Consider the following 16,442-nt stretch of genomic DNA (forward strand, 5'->3'; position numbering starts at 1 on the left):
CTGCCGGATCGTTCAACCGATCATTTTTGTCTTAACTGATCGGCATTACGCGATGTTCGCGGCGTTTTTTTTGGCTTCAGGAACCGATGGAGGATTTCAGCGGATGATGCGGGGTAATGCGCACCTGCTTCACCATGTTGTCTTGCACGTCGAGGATATCCACATCGTACTTACCGATTTTCACGCGTGTATCGACCAGCGGAATCTCTTCCAGCGCTTCCAGCAGCATGCCATTGATGGTGCGTGCTTCGTCTTCGGGTAACGTCCAGTTGAAGGCTTTATTAATTTCACGCACGTTGGCGCTGCCTTCAATCAGCACTGAGCCATCATTCTGCGGCATCACTTCTTCCGCCAGCGAGGGAGACATGGACGTCGTAAAGTCGCCAACAATCTCTTCCAGAATGTCTTCAATGGTCACCAGTCCTTTGATGTCACCATATTCATCGACCACTAAGCCGACTTTCTTCTTATTACGCTGGAATTTCACCAGCTGAACATTCAGCGGTGTACCTTCCGGCACATAATAAATTTCATCAGCGGCGCGCAGCAGGCGATCTTTGTTGAACTCTTTCTTCTCGGTCATCATGCGCCAGGCTTCACGCACGCGCAGCATGCCAACAGAATCATCCAGCGAATCGCGGAACAGCACGATCCGGCCATGCGGCGAGTTACTCAGTTGGCGAACAATCGATTTCCAGTCGTCGTTGACGTTAATGCCGACAATTTCATTGCGTGGCACCATGATGTCATCAACGCTGACCTTTTCCAGATCCAGCACCGACAGCAGCATGTCCTGATTACGACGTGACATCAGCGAGCGCGACTCATAGACAATGGTACGCAGTTCTTCCTTACTCAGGGCTGAACTAATGGAGCCTTCCGTTTTGATACCAACCATGCGCATCAGAATGCGGGTAATGGTGTTGAGCAGCCAGACCAAAGGCAGCATCACATACTGCAGCGGCGCTAGCAGCACACTGCTGGGATAGGCAACTTTTTCGGGGTAAAGCGCCGCAATGGTTTTCGGCAGCACTTCAGCAAACACCAGCACCACAAAAGTCAGGATCCCGGTGGCAATTGCCACACCCGCATCGCCGTAAAGACGCATACCGACAATGGTACCCAATGCGGAAGCCAGGATATTCACGAGGTTGTTGCCTATCAGCACCAGGCTGATTAAGCGATCAGGACGGCGTAAAAGTTTTTCGACACGACGAGCCGCGCGATTACCGCTTTTGGCTTTGTGGCGCAATTTATAACGATTGAGCGTCATCATGCCGGTCTCTGAACCGGAGAAGTACGCAGAGACCAGCACCATGATGACCAGCGTAACGATCAGCGTGGTGGTTGAAACATGTTCCAACGCAAAAATTCCTTTAGTGAGAAGTAAGCAGGTGCTGAAGCACGCGACTGCCGAAGTAGGCCATGGTCAGCAGCAGTGCACCGCCGCAGTTAAACCAGACGACACGACGTCCGCGCCAGCCCTCGTGATAGTGTCCCCAGAGCAGAACGATATAAACAAACCAGGCAAGAATGGACAGTACCGCTTTATCGACATTCTCCGCGCTAAACAGGTTATGCATGAAGAACAGCCCGGTGCACAGCACCAGCGTCAACAGCACTACACCAATTTGCGTGATATGAAACATCTTACGCTCAATACTCAGCAGCGGCGGCATATCCTGGGTGAAAGCCAGTTTCTTATTTTTTAACTGGTAATCAATCCATGCCAGCTGCAGCGCATACAGTGCTGCGATAATCAGCGTGGCGTAGGCAAACAGCGACAGGCCAATATGGATCATCATGCCCGGCGTGGTTTCGAGATGGGTAATAAAGGCATTCGGCACAAAGGTGGCGAAGGCGAGGTTAATCAAGGCAAAGCCGTAGACAATCGGCAGCAGTAACCAACCGCGATTGCGCGATGCGACGATGGTCATGATCGCGCAGATCAGCAGACTCACCAGCGAACCGATATTTAGCAGACTGAGGTTTTGTCCGTTATCGACGGCAAAAATGCGTTGTTGCAGTGCAACCGCATGGGCGATCAACGCGACGCAAGCAGAAAGCACGGCAAAGCGACGCCAGCCACCGTTGCGTTTCAGCAGGCTGGGGATAATCAATGCAAGACTGAGGGAGTAGGCGAACAGCGCCACGATCGCGAAAACGAACATAGATCCTTTCAGGTGTCGGTCAGATAAGGAAAAAACCAGTATAGCGCCAGCTGCATCAGGCTCCAAACGATCTGAAGGTCAATTGCAGAGATCGCTGTGGCTTCGTGCTATAATCCGCCGCATTGTGCCGCCCAGGCGGCCTCGCTACGGTCCTAAGTGAGAGAGCATGTTTGATAATTTAACCGATCGTTTGTCGCAATCCCTGCGCAACATCAGCGGCCGCGGAAGGCTGACCGAAGACAACATTAAAGACACCTTGCGTGAAGTGCGCATGGCATTGCTGGAAGCGGACGTTGCGCTGCCGGTCGTGCGTGAGTTCATCAACCGCGTGAAAGAAGCGGCGGTAGGGCAGGATGTAAACAAAAGCCTGACGCCTGGCCAGGAATTTATCAAAATTGTTCGCAACGAGCTGGTTGCGGCAATGGGTGCAGAAAATAATGCGCTCAATCTGAACGCACAGCCGCCGGCTGTGGTGTTGATGGCGGGCCTGCAGGGTGCGGGTAAAACTACGAGCGTGGCGAAGCTGGGTAAGTTCCTGCGCGAGAAACATAAGAAGAAAGTGCTGGTGGTTTCTGCCGACGTTTATCGCCCGGCGGCGATTAAACAGTTGGAAACACTGGCGCAGCAGGTTGGCGTGGACTTCTGTCCTTCCGATCTGAGCCAAAAGCCTGTCGACATCGTTAAGAACGCCCTGAAAGAAGCGAAGCTGCAATTCTACGACGTGCTGCTGGTGGATACCGCCGGTCGTCTGCACGTTGATGAAGCGATGATGGACGAGATCAAACAGGTGCACGCCGCGATCAATCCGGTGGAAACCTTGTTTGTGGTCGATGCCATGACCGGTCAGGATGCGGCAAACACGGCAAAAGCCTTCAATGAAGCGCTGCCTCTGACGGGTGTGATTCTGACGAAAGTGGATGGTGATGCGCGCGGTGGTGCAGCGCTTTCAATTCGTCATATCACCGGCAAGCCGATTAAATTCATGGGTATGGGTGAGAAGACGGAAGCACTGGAAGCGTTTTATCCAGACCGTATCGCCTCACGCATCCTCGGCATGGGCGACGTACTGTCGCTGATCGAAGATATCGAGAGCAAAGTTGACCGCGAACAGGCGGAGAAGCTGGCGAAGAAACTCAAAACCGGTGATGGTTTTGATCTCAATGACTTCCTCGACCAGCTGAAGCAGATGCGCAACATGGGCGGCATGGCCAGCCTGATGGGTAAGCTGCCGGGCATGGGTCAGTTGCCAGACAACGTGAAGTCGCAGATGGATGACAAAGTGCTGGTGCGTATGGAGGCGATCATCAATTCGATGACCACCAAAGAGCGTCAGAAACCGGAAATCATCAAGGGCTCACGCAAGCGCCGTATTGCCACCGGTTCAGGTATGCAGGTGCAGGACGTTAACCGTTTATTGAAACAGTTCGACGACATGCAGCGCATGATGAAGAAAATGAAGAAGGGTGGCATGGCCAAAATGATGCGTGGCATGAAAGGTATGATGCCGCCCGGATTCCCCGGTCGCTAAGGCGAGCGGCACACAGCCAGAAAATTAACACGCTCAGGTTGCTTTTTTCGCCAAAATGAGTAAAATTTTCGGGCTTTTTATATTGCGCTCGGGTTCCATCCCTCGATGGAGCCCGAGCGCTTTATTAACTAATGAGGATGTTATGGTTACAATTCGTTTGGCACGTCACGGCGCGAAAAAGCGTCCGTTCTATCAGGTCGTCGTTACTGACAGCCGCAATGCGCGTAATGGTCGTTTCATCGAGCGCGTAGGTTTCTTCAACCCGATCGCTTCTGGTCAGGCTGAAGGTCTGCGTCTGGATCTGGACCGTATTGAGCACTGGGTTGGCCAGGGCGCAACGCTTTCTGATCGCGTTAACGCGCTGATCAAAGAAGCAAAAAAAGCAGCTTAATCTGTCACGGTGGTTAGCATGAGCATTAAACCTGCCGCACAGCCTCTCGTTAACCCAATTGTATTGGGGAAAATGGGGGCCGCTTACGGCATTCGAGGTTGGCTCAAAGTGTTTTCCTCCACTGAAGACGCTGAAAGCATCTTCGACTACCAACCTTGGTTCATCCAGCGCGCCGGTAAATGGCAGCAGGTCGAACTGGAAGGTTGGAAGCACCACAATCAGGACCTGATCATCAAAGTCAAAGGCATTGACGATCGGGACGCTGCGGCACAGTTAACCAATTGCGAAATTACGGTTGATTCTGCTCAGCTGCCAGCGCTGGAAGAGGGTGATTACTACTGGAAAGACCTTATGGGTTGCAAAGTGGTAAACCTCGACGGTTACGAAATGGGCAAAGTCATTGATTTGATGGAAACCGGTTCGAACGACGTTCTCGTCGTTAAGGCAAACCTGAAAGATGCATTCGGTGCTCAAGAGCGGTTAATCCCGTTTCTTGATGAACAGGTTATCAAGAAAGTCGATCTCTCTACTGGCACGATTGAAGTAGATTGGGATCCTGGTTTTTGATCTCCGGACAATCCGGTAACGTAACGGCGAACGCGATGTGGATTGGTGTTATTAGCCTGTTTCCAGAGATGTTTCGCGCTATTACCGAGTACGGGGTAACTGGCCGGGCAGTAAAAAATGGCCTGCTCAACATTCAAAGCTGGAGTCCTCGTGACTTCGCGCACGACCGGCACCGTACCGTGGATGAACGTCCTTACGGCGGCGGACCGGGAATGTTGATGATGGTGCAACCCTTACGGGATGCTATCCACGCAGCGAAAGCGGCGGCGGGAGAAGGTGCCAGGGTGATTTACCTTTCACCTCAGGGTCGCAAACTGGACCAACAGGGCGTTTGCGAACTGGCGACCAACCAGAAGTTGATTCTGGTGTGTGGTCGTTATGAAGGGATTGATGAGCGCGTGATTCACACTGAGATTGATGAAGAATGGTCAATCGGTGATTACGTACTCAGTGGTGGTGAGCTACCAGCCATGACGTTGATTGATTCAGTCGCCCGGTTTATCCCCGGCGTATTGGGCAAGCAGGCGTCAGCCGATGAGGATTCGTTCTCGGATGGTTTACTGGATTGCCCGCACTACACCCGACCTGAAGTGTTAGAAGGGATGGAGGTTCCGCCAGTCTTACTGTCGGGCAACCATGCCGATATTCGCCGCTGGCGCCTGAAACAGTCGCTAGGCCGTACCTGGCTAAGAAGACCTGAACTTCTGGAAAACCTGGCTCTGACTGAAGAGCAAGCACGGTTGCTAAATGAGTTCCAACGGGAACATCAGCAGCAACAAAACCATCAGGTGGAAGAGTAATCTTCCCTGACTATCAGTTTACCCAGGATATAGAGATTTAATTATGAGCAACATTATCAAGCAACTTGAACAAGAGCAGATGAAGCAGGACGTACCTTCATTCCGTCCGGGTGATTCCGTGGAAGTGAAAGTATGGGTCGTTGAAGGTTCTAAGAAACGTCTGCAGGCATTCGAGGGCGTGGTTATCGCTATTCGTAACCGCGGTCTGCACTCTGCATTCACTGTTCGTAAGATTTCAAACGGCGAAGGCGTTGAGCGTGTCTTCCAGACTCACTCTCCGGTAATTGACAGCATTTCTGTCAAACGTCGTGGTGCTGTACGTAAAGCCAAACTGTACTACCTGCGTGAGCGTACCGGTAAGTCAGCTCGTATCAAAGAGCGTCTGGGCGCGTAAGCGACATCCCAAAGTTAATAGCAAACAAGGGGTTGGCCTAAGGGCCAGCCCCTTTTTTTATGGCCGCTTGAGATGGTAAATCGCGCTATTTACTGGGCCGCTATCATGAATGATTAAACCATAGCGGTAATCGATAAACTCAAACCCACTGCGCAATGCCACGGTACGGCTGGCATGATTTTCCTCAGCAGCGATAATCTCCAGTAAGGGGATATGCGCGTGCTTGAAGCCAAAGTCCACCAATTGAGCCACTGCATGTGTTGCGACACCTTGCCTTTGCGCATCGCAGCGAACCCAATAGCCTAATGCGCTAAATTCCCCAGGCCGATGTGCGAATCTGATGCCTGCGCCGCCGAGTAACCGATCATTGCTATCGACAATGGCGAACTCTTCCGCTTCACCGTTTCTGCGCTGCAGATGGGTGAAATTAATCCAGCTAGCAGCTTCCTCTTCCCGATAATCGTGATGCGCCCACACCATCCATGGCTGCAGGCTGTTGAGAGAATGATTGACCGCCGCAGTAAAGGCGCCAGCATCCTTTAGAACGAAAGGACGTAGGGTGATGTTGGAGGTTGGCATCCTAAGATCCTGGAAAACGATTAATAACAAAATGTTAATGGAAAAAGAGGGTGTTGGCATTTTTTCAACAAAAGCGCTGTGTAAAATTTAGTTTACATAGACTGCTTTGCATTATATGGATGCTATTTAATTAACTTCATGTATTTAATGTGTTTATTGTTTTGTTTTCATGGTCTTTATCAATAGTGGTAATAAAAGTGTACATTCATGGATTGCAAGATGTACATGTTGTGGTACAGTAAGCGCCATCCTCAGTGAGGATCCCAAACCGCATAAACGAGTAAAAAGGATCGCCATCATGCAGAAAGACGCGCTGAACAATGTCCATATCGCCGACGAACAGATTTTAATTACCCCGCAAGAGCTGAAAGCGAAATTCCCGCTCACTGCGGCGCAAGAAGCGCAGATTGCCGCTTCTCGCCAGACTATTGCCGATATTATTGCTGGCCGCGATCCGCGCCTGCTGGTGGTCTGTGGTCCTTGTTCAATCCACGATACCGAAGCGGCACTTGAATACGCTCGTCAGCTGCAAACTCTCTCTGCACAGTTGAAGGATCAGCTGTACATCGTTATGCGCGTTTATTTTGAAAAACCCCGTACCACCGTTGGCTGGAAGGGGCTGATCAACGATCCTTACATGAACAACTCATTTGATATGGAAGCCGGGCTGCACATTGCGCGTCAGCTGCTGGTGAACCTGGTGGAAATGGGCCTGCCGCTGGCAACTGAAGCGCTGGATCCTAACAGCCCCCAATACCTCGGCGATCTGTTTAGCTGGTCTGCGATCGGTGCCCGTACTACTGAGTCGCAAACACACCGCGAGATGGCTTCTGGTTTATCAATGCCTGTCGGCTTCAAAAACGGCACTGATGGCAGCCTGGGCACGGCGATCAACGCCATGCGCGCCGCCGCGATGCCGCACCGTTTTGTCGGCATCAATCAGGCGGGACAGGTTTGCCTGTTACAGACCCAAGGCAACCCGGATGGCCACGTGATCCTGCGTGGTGGGAAAGCGCCTAACTACGGCCCTGAAGATGTTGCGCAGTGTGAAAAAGAGATGCTGAAAGCGGGACTGCGTCCAGCCTTAATGATAGATTGCAGCCATGGTAATTCTAATAAAGACTACCGCCGTCAGCCTGGTGTAGCCGAATCGGCTATTGCGCAGATTAAAGATGGAAATCGTTCCATTATTGGCCTGATGCTGGAAAGCAATATTCACGAAGGCAATCAGTCTTCTGAGCAGCCACGTAGCGAAATGAAGTACGGTGTTTCCGTCACGGATGCCTGCATCAACTGGGAAACCACGGAAACCTTGCTGCGTGAAATCCATCAGGATCTGCAGGGAGTGCTGTCGGCACGTCTGTCACACGAGGAATAAAGAGTCATGGTGGCTGAACTGACCGCGCTACGCGATCAAATTGATGAAGTCGATAAAGCCCTGCTTGGGCTATTAGCCAAACGCCTTGAGCTGGTAGCTGAAGTAGGTGAGGTCAAAAGCCGTTATGGTTTGCCAATTTATGTGCCAGAACGTGAAGCCAGCATGTTGGCTTCACGTCGTCAGGAAGCTGAAGCGCTCGGCGTTTCGCCGGATCTGATTGAGGATGTCTTACGTCGCCTGATGCGTGAGTCTTATGCGCATGAAAACGACAAAGGCTTCAAAACACTCTGTCCGACGCTGCGCCCGGTGGTGATTGTTGGTGGGCGTGGCCAGATGGGGCGCTTGTTTGAAAAGATGCTCAATCTGTCAGGTTACCAGGTCCGTATTCTGGACAAGGGCGATTGGGATCGTTCTGAAGAGCTACTCAAAGATGCGGGCATGGTCATCATCAGTGTGCCAATTCATCTGACCGAGCAGATCATCGCCGAATTACCAACACTGCCGGAAGACTGCATTCTGGTTGATCTTGCATCGGTGAAGAATCGTCCATTGCAGGCGATGCTGGCGGCGCATACCGGCCCTGTTCTCGGTTTGCATCCCATGTTTGGCCCGGATAGCGGTAGCCTGGCGAAGCAGGTGGTGGTGTGGTGTGATGGTCGTCAGCCGGAGGCCTACCAGTGGTTCCTTGAGCAGATTCAGGTTTGGGGCGCGCGCTTACATCGCATCAGCGCGGTCGAGCATGACCAGAACATGGCCTTTATCCAGGCGCTGCGTCACTTTGCCACTTTTGCCTATGGTTTGCATTTAGCGGAAGAGAACGTCAACCTGGATCAACTGTTGGCGCTGTCCTCACCGATTTATCGCCTGGAACTGGCGATGGTTGGTCGACTGTTTGCTCAGGACCCGCAGCTTTACGCAGACATCATCATGTCTTCGGAGAGTAATCTGGCGCTGATTAAGCGTTATTACCAGCGCTTTGGTGATGCAATCAAATTGCTGGAGCAGGGTGATAAACAGGCGTTTATCAAGAGTTTTGAAGGTGTCGCGCATTGGTTTGGCGATTACGCTCAACGCTTCCTGGTAGAGAGCCGAAGCATGTTGCGTTCGGCTAACGATAGCCGGCAATAAAAGAGAAGGCATCCGCAAGGATGCCTTTTTCATTTACAGTCGCGGTTCCACCGGAACAACATTTTCACCCGGATAGCAGCCGAGCACTTTCAGAGAGCGCGTCAAATCACGCAGCTCTTTCAACGCCAGCTGCATGTTCTCCGATTGCAGATTGCCCTGCACATCAATGTAAAACATCTCTTCCCACGGGTTGCCGTTAATTGGGCGGTTTTCTAGTTTGCTCATGATCAGATTATGATTACGCAGCACCAGCAGAGCCTCAACCAGTGCACCAGCTTGCTGACCGGTTGCCATAATCAATGTGGTTTTGGCTGGTACCTGGCCAGAAACTTCAATCGGCTTACGTGCCAGCACAATGAAGCGGGTATGGTTTTGTTGCTGGTTAGCTAAATTCCGTTCTAACACCTGCAGACCATACAGCTCACCGCCCGCTTCACTGCCCAGAGCCGCCACTTTTGGTGAATTCATCGCCGCGACCTTTTCCATTGCCGCTGCGGTGCTTTCGGTATATTCGATTTTCCATTGTGGGAAACGATTGATGAACTGGCTGCACTGCTGGAATGGCTGAGGATGGCTATAAACCGTTTCTATTTGCTGTAAGTCGGTATTGCCGTTGACCAGCACACAGTGTTCGATAGGGATGGTCAGCTCGCCAACGATGGAGAGCGTCGTCTGCTGCAACAGGTCATAGACGTCGTTAATCGAGCCTGAGCTGGTATTTTCGATCGGCATCACGGCGTAATCTGCCTGACCACTCTCCACCTGATGGATGATGTCGTGGAATTTCAGACAGCCCATCTCAACCATTGAATCAAAATGACGTGTGGCGTATTTACGTGCTGCGAGGTGAGAGTACGAACCTTTAGGACCCAGAAATGCAATGCGTGGTGCGTGCGCGTGCGGATGGTTTAAGTTTTTCTGCAGCAGCGCTTGCTGAGTCAGCACCGAATCTTCAATCACCAGTTGGAACAGGCGGGTAATGTAGTGCGCATCAAGCTGATGCTTTTTACCGAGTGAGATCAGATTTTCCAGCAGAGCGCGTTCACGCTCAACATCGCGAATAGGGCGATGGGTCGCGAGCTTTGCTTGCGCCACTTCAACCGCCAGCGAACGGCGTTCAGATAACAGCGTTAAAAGCTTTTCATCAACGGCGCTGATCTTATCGCGTAATGCCAGCAGTGGATTTTCGGGATTCATAGGGCTCACCTGTAAAATGTCCAATAAAAAAGCCTCCCGTTTGGGAGGCTTTGTTGTTCGTCTTCGCATTCATTTTCACATGACGAATCGCCTCCCAATCAGGGGAAGGTAAAAAAGAATGCGAAGAAGAACGGTAGATGTTTCATGTGTGATTCCAGCAATAAAGTGGATTGAGAGTAACCGCAGTGATTTAAAGCTGTCAATAAAAAACGCGCCCGCAGGCGCGTTACTGGAAAAGGTCTATTTATCCCGCAGGTGTGAAATCTTTCATACTGCTGGTTGCGCGGCGCGCTTCAGGTTTGTGCTGCGCCTTATTAAGTTGTCGCTCCAGCTTGGCAATCAGATCGTTGATAGCCGTGTACATATCTTCGTGTTTCGCGCTGGCAACCAGCGTGCCGTTAGGTGTGTTAATGGTGGCATCAGCCACGAATTCTTTCGGCTCTTTCGATAACACGATGTGCGGATTTATCAGGTGAGTTTGCCACTTTTCCAGCTTGGCGAGACGGTCTTCGACATGGTTGCGGATAGCCGCAGTGATTTCCATTTGTTTGCTGGTAATGTTCAGAATCATAGTTAAACCTCTCTGTCATTTCCGTCTGGGTAGGACCAGCATACCGCGTAAATCAGGAAAAAGTGTGATTCAGATCACATTGAAATGTCACTTTTTGTCAATGCCAATGAATTGTGAGAAAGGCTCATAAAATCGCCGAAAATGCTTGAAGGGCAGGGATGAAAAGAGCAAGATTGATGAGTTAACCGCAGCGTAGAATCAGCAATATGGCTGAATTTTCGGCAAAAAAAAGCAGCCATTAAGGCTGCTTTTTTAATGGTAGCAAAATCAGGACTGATTATTGGTCGCGATGATCTTCGCCACTTTGTCCGCTTCTGCCGTCAGCTGCAGCTGGCGGTAGGCATTTTCCATCAGCGGCAGCGCTTTGTGCGTCGCTTCAGTATCAGGGAAATCTTTCATCATCCCTTCAACACGGTTAACAACGGCGACATAGGCCCCGCGCTTGGTATAGAATTGCGCCACCGAGAGTTCATACTTCGCCAGACGCTCTTTCAGGTAGGCTAAACGTTTCTGCGCATCCTCAGCATACTGGCTGTTCGGATAGCTGCGCAGTAACTGGGAGAAGTCACGGAAAGCATCACGAGCGTGCGTCGGATCACGATCTGAACGATCGATACCGAAGAAGCCCTGCAGTGCAGAGTCATCCAACGCCATATCCGTCAGGCCTTTCATATAGATGACGTAATCGATGTTTGGATGAGTCGGATTCAGGCGCATAAAGCGAGCGATAGCGGCTTGCGCCAGTGGCAGATCGGCATTTTTGTAATACGCGTAGATTAAATCCAGCTGTACTTGCTGCGAATAAGGGCCAAACGGGTAGCGGTTATCCAGTGCTTCCAGTTGCTTAATCGCCGCTTTAAAGTTACCGTCCTGCAGCTTTTGCTGGGCTGTAGCGTAAATTTCAGATGGCGGGCTGTCCGGAACGGGATCCGATGAGCCGGAACAACCCACCAGAGCCAGGCTCAGGCTCAATGTGGCAGCAGCCACCAGATGTTTCATACGCGTCATGACGAAATGATTATCCTCAAAGTGTTGTAGCGGAAGCTGTCCGTATAGCTCCCGGTTATGACCTGGTACGATAGCACATTATATTAAACGGCATCGCCGTGAAAACCCAACGTTAACGAAGAAGCTGTATATGGCACAACAAGTTCAACTCACCGCAACGGTGTCCGAAGCACAGCTTGGACAACGCTTAGATCAGACTTTGGCGGAATTGTTCCCTGATTATTCACGTTCCCGCATAAAAGAATGGATCCTTGAGCGTCGCGTCAGCGTCAACGGCACCATCATCGATAAACCGAAAGAGAAAGTTTTCGGCGGTGAGCAGGTGTCTATCGATGCTGAAATCGAAGAAGCGCAGCGCTGGGAAGCGCAAAACATTCCCCTGAACATCGTTTATGAAGACGATGATATTCTGGTCATCAACAAACCGCGTGGCCTGGTGGTGCATCCTGGGGCAGGTAATCCGGATGGTACGGTCCTGAATGCGCTGCTTTACCATTACCCACCGATTGCCGACGTCCCGCGTGCCGGGATCGTCCATCGTCTTGATAAAGACACAACCGGTTTGATGGTGGTGGCGAAGACCGTTCCCGCTCAGACGCACCTGGTGGAAACGCTGCAGCTGCGCGAGATTACCCGTGAATATGAAGCGGTTGCGATTGGCACCATGACGGCAGGCGGCACGGTTAATGAGCCGATGGCGCGTCACTCCACCAAACGCACGCACATGGCGGTACACCCTATGGGTAAACCCGCAACCACGCATTATCGCATTATGGAGCATTTCCGTGCTCATACGCGTCTGCGTCTGCGTCTGGAAACGGGTCGTACTCACCAGATTCGTGTGCACATGGCGCATATCAACCATCCATTAGTGGGTGATCCGCTTTACGGCGGCCGTCCGCGTCCGCCTAAAGGTGCATCCGATGCGTTCATTGCTGCGCTGCGCGGTTTTGACCGTCAGGCTCTGCACGCCACCATGCTGCGTCTTTACCATCCCATCACCGGTATTGAGATGGAATGGCATGCGCCGTTGCCGCAAGACATGGTCGACCTGATTGACGCGTTGAAAGCCGATACTCATGAGTTCCGTGATCAAATGGATTGGCTATGAGTGAGTGGATCATTCCTGACTGGCCTGCACCGCAGCGCGTTCAGGCATGTTCCACCTTGCGACATGGCGGTGTGAGCGCTGCGCCCTGGGATTCGCTGAATCTTGGGGCGCACGTTGGCGATGCTGAAACGCATGTCTTGCAAAATCGTCAGCATTTGAAAGATACGCTGCTGCCCGCCATGCCGCAGTGGCTTAATCAGGTGCATGGCCAGGACGTTGTACGTTTGCCTGCGGACGAGTTATTACCCAATGCTGATGCGGCCATCACCCGCGAATCCGGCGTCGTTTGCGCCATCATGACGGCAGATTGCTTGCCGGTGTTGTTTTGCAGTGATGATGGCAGTGAAGTGGCCGCTGCTCACGCTGGCTGGCGTGGTCTGTGTAACGGCGTGCTGGAACAGACGCTGCAGCAGTTTCGCTCACCAGCCCGTGAGATCCACGTCTGGCTTGGACCCGCCATCGGCCCTCAGGCATTTGAAGTTGGTGCAGAGGTGCGAGAAGCCTTTTTGGCGCACGATGTACAAGCCGATGCGGCTTTTCGCCCGGTTGGTGACAAATATTTTGCGAATATCTGGCAGTTAGCGCGTCAGCGGCTTCAGGCCGCGGGAGTGCATTCTATCAGTGGTTCACAGCGTTGCACTTTCACCGAAGCCAATGATTTTTTCTCCTACCGACGAGATGGAATCACCGGGCGTATGGCAACTTTGATTTGGCTGAGATAATCTTACGCCGCAAGACGATCCAGTAGCGTATTTTTTGTTCGCAACACAGGTCATTAACCTTGAAATATTTGAGGGATGACCTCATTTAATCTCCAGTAGCATTTTGACCTGTATTGGAGGAATCATGCGTCTGGATCGTCTTACTAATAAATTCCAGTTGGCCCTTGCCGATGCTCAGTCCCTTGCCCTGGGACACGACAATCAATTCATTGAACCCCTTCATTTGATGAGCGCGTTGCTCAATCAGGAAGGCGGATCGGTGCGTCCGTTGCTTAGCGCAGCAGGTGCCGATGTGGCTGGTCTGCGTACCAGCATCGAACAAGCTATCAACCGACTGCCGCAGGTAGAAGGTACGGATGGCGACGTACAGCCTTCAGCCGATCTCATTCGGGCTCTGAATCTGTGCGACAAACTCGCGCAAAAGCGCGGCGACAACTTTATATCATCTGAATTATTTGTTCTGGCGGCCCTCGACTCTCGTGGTTCGCTGGCGGACCTATTGAAGTCTGCTGGTGCAACCACCGAAAAACTCACCAAGGCCATCGAGCAATTGCGGGGAGGAGAGAACGTGAACGATCAAGGGGCTGAAGATCAGCGCCAGGCTTTAAAAAAATACACCATCGATCTGACTGAGCGCGCCGAACTGGGCAAGTTAGATCCGGTAATTGGTCGTGATGAAGAGATTCGTCGCACCATTCAGGTTTTGCAGCGCCGTACTAAAAACAACCCGGTATTAATTGGGGAGCCCGGCGTGGGTAAAACCGCGATTGCCGAAGGGTTAGCGCAGCGCATTATCAATGGTGAAGTGCCCGAAGGCCTGAAAGGCCGTCGCGTGTTAGCACTGGACATGGGAGCGCTGGTGGCGGGCGCTAAATATCGCGGCGAATTCGAAGAGCGCCTGAAAGGTGTGCTGAGCGATCTGGCAAAACAGGAAGGCAACGTTATTCTGTTTATCGACGAACTGCACACCATGGTCGGTGCGGGTAAAGTCGATGGTGCGATGGATGCCGGTAACATGCTGAAACCTGCATTAGCGCGCGGTGAGTTGCACTGCGTTGGTGCCACCACGCTGAATGAGTATCGTCAGTTCATTGAAAAAGATGCCGCACTGGAGCGTCGTTTCCAGAAAGTCTTTGTGGCTGAGCCGAGTGTAGAAGACACCATTGCTATTCTGCGAGGCCTGAAAGAGCGCTATGAACTGCACCACCATGTGCAGATTACGGATCCGGCAATTGTGGCTGCAGCAACGCTGTCGCACCGCTATATCTCCGATCGCCAGTTGCCAGATAAGGCCATTGACTTGATCGATGAGGCAGCATCAAGCATTCGTTTGCAGATGGATTCGAAACCGGAATCGTTGGATCGTCTGGAGCGCCGCATCATCCAGTTAAAGCTGGAACAGCAGGCGCTGAAGAAAGAGTCGGACGATGCCAGTATCAAACGTCTGGAGATGCTGGAAACGGAACTCGATCAGAAAGAGCGTGAATACGCTGAACTGGAAGAAGAGTGGAAAGCGGAAAAAGCCTCTCTGACGGGTACGCAGAACATTAAGGCGGAACTGGAGCAGGCTCGTCTGGCGATGGAGCAGGCGCGACGTACTGGTGACCTGGGGCAAATGTCTGAACTGCAATACGGCAAAATTCCAGAGCTGGAAAAGCAGCTCGCTATTGCCACGCAGTCAGAAGGAAAAACCATGAAGCTGTTACGTAACCGCGTAACAGATGTGGAAATTGCCGACGTGCTAGCACGCTGGACCGGCATTCCAGTGGCACGAATGATGGAAGGCGAGCGTGAGAAATTGCTGCGAATGGAGCAAGAGCTGCATGCACGCGTGATTGGCCAGAACGAAGCTGTTGATGCAGTATCAAATGCGATTCGTCGTAGTCGTGCGGGTCTGTCCGATCCTAATCGCCCCATTGGCTCGTTCCTGTTCCTTGGACCAACCGGTGTTGGTAAAACCGAACTGAGTAAAGCGCTGGCTAACTTCTTGTTCGACAGCGACGATGCCATGGTGCGTATTGATATGTCCGAGTTTATGGAAAAACACTCGGTGTCACGTTTAGTGGGTGCTCCTCCGGGCTATGTCGGTTATGAAGAGGGTGGTTATCTGACAGAAGCTGTTCGTCGTCGCCCTTATTCTGTGATTCTGCTGGATGAAGTCGAAAAGGCTCACCCGGATGTCTTCAACATCTTGTTGCAGGTATTGGATGATGGGCGTTTGACCGATGGCCAGGGACGCACGGTCGATTTCCGTAATACCGTGGTCATTATGACCTCTAACCTTGGGTCTGATCTGATCCAGGAACGTTTCGGTGCGTTGGACTATCCGGAAATGAAAGATATGGTGATGACGGTGGTAGGTTCGCATTTCCGCCCTGAGTTCATTAACCGTATTGATGAGGTGGTGGTGTTCCATCCATTGGGAGAACAGCACATTGCCTCCATCGCGCAGATTCAGCTGCAGCGGTTGTATCAGCGTCTCGAGGAGCGTGGTTATCAATTGCATATCTCTGATGCTGCGCTGAAACTGCTTGGCGAAAATGGTTACGATCCCGTTTATGGTGCGCGCCCATTAAAACGCGCTATCCAACAGCAGATCGAAAACCCGTTGGCGCAGAAGATTCTTTCTGGTGCTTTTATCCCGGGTAAAACCATTGAGATGGATGTAAAAGACGACATTATTGTGGCGCATCAGTAATGCGATGTGACTTTAACGGGCCTGCGGGCCCGTTTTTTTATGGTGTTTCACAAGATTTAGGTCGATTTTGCAACGTTTGGGTTAAAGAGTGAGCGGTCGTGCAAAAACTTTAAATTAACGCTTGTCAGTCCATCAGAAATCCCTATACTGCGCCACCACTGAGACGGCAAAGCGGCAACGCAGACGGCTCAGCAGGGAG

General features: G+C 51.7%; 17 protein-coding genes and 1 other annotated feature. Of the genes, 10 read left to right on the forward strand and 7 right to left on the reverse strand.

Features of this window, described 5'->3' with window-relative positions:
- Positions 1–76: 76 nt before the first annotated feature.
- Together IAE30_RS29255 and IAE30_RS29260 are read right to left on the reverse strand one after the other, a co-directional pair.
- A complete protein-coding gene (locus tag IAE30_RS29255; RefSeq protein WP_045816444.1) occupies positions 77–1,363 on the reverse strand; it encodes an HlyC/CorC family transporter in 1,287 nt (428 codons plus the stop codon).
- A gap of 13 nt (positions 1,364–1,376) precedes the next feature.
- Positions 1,377–2,171, reverse strand: coding sequence for an inner membrane protein YpjD (locus IAE30_RS29260; protein WP_038645240.1), 795 nt, complete (start codon positions 2,169–2,171; stop codon positions 1,377–1,379).
- Positions 2,172–2,337: 166 nt separating this feature from the next.
- On the opposite strand from IAE30_RS29260, the gene ffh reads away from it, so the two are divergent.
- The 5 genes from ffh (at position 2,338) to rplS (ending at position 5,851) form a co-directional block, all read left to right on the forward strand.
- Complete coding sequence (gene ffh, locus IAE30_RS29265; RefSeq protein ID WP_034822223.1) at positions 2,338–3,699, forward strand: signal recognition particle protein; 1,362 nt, start codon at positions 2,338–2,340, stop codon at positions 3,697–3,699.
- Positions 3,700–3,841: 142 nt separating this feature from the next.
- Positions 3,842–4,090 carry a 30S ribosomal protein S16 gene (gene rpsP / locus IAE30_RS29270; protein WP_007893313.1) on the forward strand — a complete coding sequence of 83 codons (249 nt, stop codon included), beginning with the start codon at positions 3,842–3,844 and terminating at the stop codon, positions 4,088–4,090.
- Between the two features lie 18 nt (positions 4,091–4,108).
- Positions 4,109–4,657 carry a ribosome maturation factor RimM gene (rimM, locus tag IAE30_RS29275; RefSeq protein WP_034822227.1) on the forward strand — a complete coding sequence of 183 codons (549 nt, stop codon included), beginning with the start codon at positions 4,109–4,111 and terminating at the stop codon, positions 4,655–4,657.
- 35 nt (positions 4,658–4,692) lie between these two features.
- The gene (gene trmD / locus IAE30_RS29280; protein WP_045816445.1) at positions 4,693–5,457 is read left to right on the forward strand and encodes a tRNA (guanosine(37)-N1)-methyltransferase TrmD; all 765 of its coding nucleotides are present in this window, start codon (positions 4,693–4,695) and stop codon (positions 5,455–5,457) included.
- A gap of 43 nt (positions 5,458–5,500) precedes the next feature.
- Entirely contained in the window at positions 5,501–5,851 is a 351-nt protein-coding gene (rplS, locus tag IAE30_RS29285) for a 50S ribosomal protein L19 (RefSeq protein WP_034822234.1), read from the forward strand.
- 57 nt (positions 5,852–5,908) lie between these two features.
- Here the strand turns inward: rplS and IAE30_RS29290 are convergent, their stop codons facing one another.
- Entirely contained in the window at positions 5,909–6,430 is a 522-nt protein-coding gene (locus IAE30_RS29290) for a GNAT family N-acetyltransferase (RefSeq protein WP_200539468.1), read from the reverse strand.
- Between the two features lie 298 nt (positions 6,431–6,728).
- Here IAE30_RS29290 and IAE30_RS29295 point away from each other — a divergent pair, with 298 nt between their 5' ends.
- Positions 6,729–7,808, forward strand: coding sequence for a 3-deoxy-7-phosphoheptulonate synthase (locus IAE30_RS29295; protein ID WP_034822238.1), 1,080 nt, complete (start codon positions 6,729–6,731; stop codon positions 7,806–7,808).
- 6 nt (positions 7,809–7,814) lie between these two features.
- Positions 7,815–8,936, forward strand: a complete 1,122-nt coding sequence (tyrA, locus tag IAE30_RS29300) for a bifunctional chorismate mutase/prephenate dehydrogenase (RefSeq protein ID WP_058962335.1) — start codon at positions 7,815–7,817, stop codon at positions 8,934–8,936.
- A 33-nt stretch (positions 8,937–8,969) separates the two neighbouring features.
- On the opposite strand, the gene pheA is transcribed toward tyrA, so the two are convergent.
- From pheA to bamD, 4 genes are all read right to left on the reverse strand, one after another.
- The gene (pheA, locus tag IAE30_RS29305; RefSeq protein ID WP_038645247.1) at positions 8,970–10,133 is read right to left on the reverse strand and encodes a bifunctional chorismate mutase/prephenate dehydratase; all 1,164 of its coding nucleotides are present in this window, start codon (positions 10,131–10,133) and stop codon (positions 8,970–8,972) included.
- A 22-nt stretch (positions 10,134–10,155) separates the two neighbouring features.
- Positions 10,156–10,280, reverse strand: a sequence feature (Phe leader region).
- Positions 10,232–10,279, reverse strand: coding sequence for a pheA operon leader peptide PheL (gene pheL, locus IAE30_RS29310; protein ID WP_100703679.1), 48 nt, complete (start codon positions 10,277–10,279; stop codon positions 10,232–10,234). (Overlaps the previous feature by 48 nt.)
- Positions 10,281–10,377: 97 nt before the next feature.
- Positions 10,378–10,704: a ribosome-associated translation inhibitor RaiA gene (raiA, locus tag IAE30_RS29315; protein ID WP_034822244.1), complete on the reverse strand. Its 327-nt coding sequence runs from the start codon at positions 10,702–10,704 to the stop codon at positions 10,378–10,380.
- A 267-nt stretch (positions 10,705–10,971) separates the two neighbouring features.
- Entirely contained in the window at positions 10,972–11,712 is a 741-nt protein-coding gene (gene bamD, locus IAE30_RS29320) for an outer membrane protein assembly factor BamD (RefSeq protein ID WP_034822246.1), read from the reverse strand.
- A gap of 130 nt (positions 11,713–11,842) precedes the next feature.
- On the opposite strand from bamD, the gene rluD reads away from it, so the two are divergent.
- The 3 genes from rluD (at position 11,843) to clpB (ending at position 16,243) form a co-directional block, all read left to right on the forward strand.
- Entirely contained in the window at positions 11,843–12,823 is a 981-nt protein-coding gene (gene rluD, locus IAE30_RS29325) for a 23S rRNA pseudouridine(1911/1915/1917) synthase RluD (protein WP_034822248.1), read from the forward strand.
- Positions 12,820–13,545, forward strand: coding sequence for a purine nucleoside phosphorylase YfiH (yfiH, locus tag IAE30_RS29330; protein WP_038645249.1), 726 nt, complete (start codon positions 12,820–12,822; stop codon positions 13,543–13,545). The genes rluD and yfiH overlap by 4 nt, the downstream gene beginning before the upstream one ends.
- A gap of 124 nt (positions 13,546–13,669) precedes the next feature.
- Complete coding sequence (gene clpB, locus IAE30_RS29335) at positions 13,670–16,243, forward strand: ATP-dependent chaperone ClpB (RefSeq protein WP_200681597.1); 2,574 nt, start codon at positions 13,670–13,672, stop codon at positions 16,241–16,243.
- Positions 16,244–16,442: the final 199 nt, after the last annotated feature.

Source organism: Pantoea sp. S61, assembly GCF_016625145.1.
Taxonomy (GTDB): Bacteria; Pseudomonadota; Gammaproteobacteria; order Enterobacterales; family Enterobacteriaceae; genus Pantoea; species Pantoea rwandensis_B.

Bases quoted from the DNA above. Each gene is read 5' to 3' on its own strand.
- clpB (WP_200681597.1), top strand. From the start codon at position 13,670: ATGCGTCTGGATCGTCTTACTAATAAATTCCAGTTGGCCCTTGCCGAT.
- rimM (WP_034822227.1), top strand. From the start codon at position 4,109: ATGAGCATTAAACCTGCCGCACAGCCTCTCGTTAACCCAATTGTATTG.
- pheA (WP_038645247.1), bottom strand. From the start codon at position 10,133: ATGAATCCCGAAAATCCACTGCTGGCATTACGCGATAAGATCAGCGCC.
- trmD (WP_045816445.1), top strand. From the start codon at position 4,693: ATGTGGATTGGTGTTATTAGCCTGTTTCCAGAGATGTTTCGCGCTATT.
- IAE30_RS29295 (WP_034822238.1), top strand. From the start codon at position 6,729: ATGCAGAAAGACGCGCTGAACAATGTCCATATCGCCGACGAACAGATT.
- raiA (WP_034822244.1), bottom strand. From the start codon at position 10,704: ATGATTCTGAACATTACCAGCAAACAAATGGAAATCACTGCGGCTATC.
- bamD (WP_034822246.1), bottom strand. From the start codon at position 11,712: ATGACGCGTATGAAACATCTGGTGGCTGCTGCCACATTGAGCCTGAGC.
- rpsP (WP_007893313.1), top strand. From the start codon at position 3,842: ATGGTTACAATTCGTTTGGCACGTCACGGCGCGAAAAAGCGTCCGTTC.
- IAE30_RS29290 (WP_200539468.1), bottom strand. From the start codon at position 6,430: ATGCCAACCTCCAACATCACCCTACGTCCTTTCGTTCTAAAGGATGCT.
- rplS (WP_034822234.1), top strand. From the start codon at position 5,501: ATGAGCAACATTATCAAGCAACTTGAACAAGAGCAGATGAAGCAGGAC.
- ffh (WP_034822223.1), top strand. From the start codon at position 2,338: ATGTTTGATAATTTAACCGATCGTTTGTCGCAATCCCTGCGCAACATC.
- tyrA (WP_058962335.1), top strand. From the start codon at position 7,815: ATGGTGGCTGAACTGACCGCGCTACGCGATCAAATTGATGAAGTCGAT.
- rluD (WP_034822248.1), top strand. From the start codon at position 11,843: ATGGCACAACAAGTTCAACTCACCGCAACGGTGTCCGAAGCACAGCTT.
- IAE30_RS29260 (WP_038645240.1), bottom strand. From the start codon at position 2,171: ATGTTCGTTTTCGCGATCGTGGCGCTGTTCGCCTACTCCCTCAGTCTT.
- yfiH (WP_038645249.1), top strand. From the start codon at position 12,820: ATGAGTGAGTGGATCATTCCTGACTGGCCTGCACCGCAGCGCGTTCAG.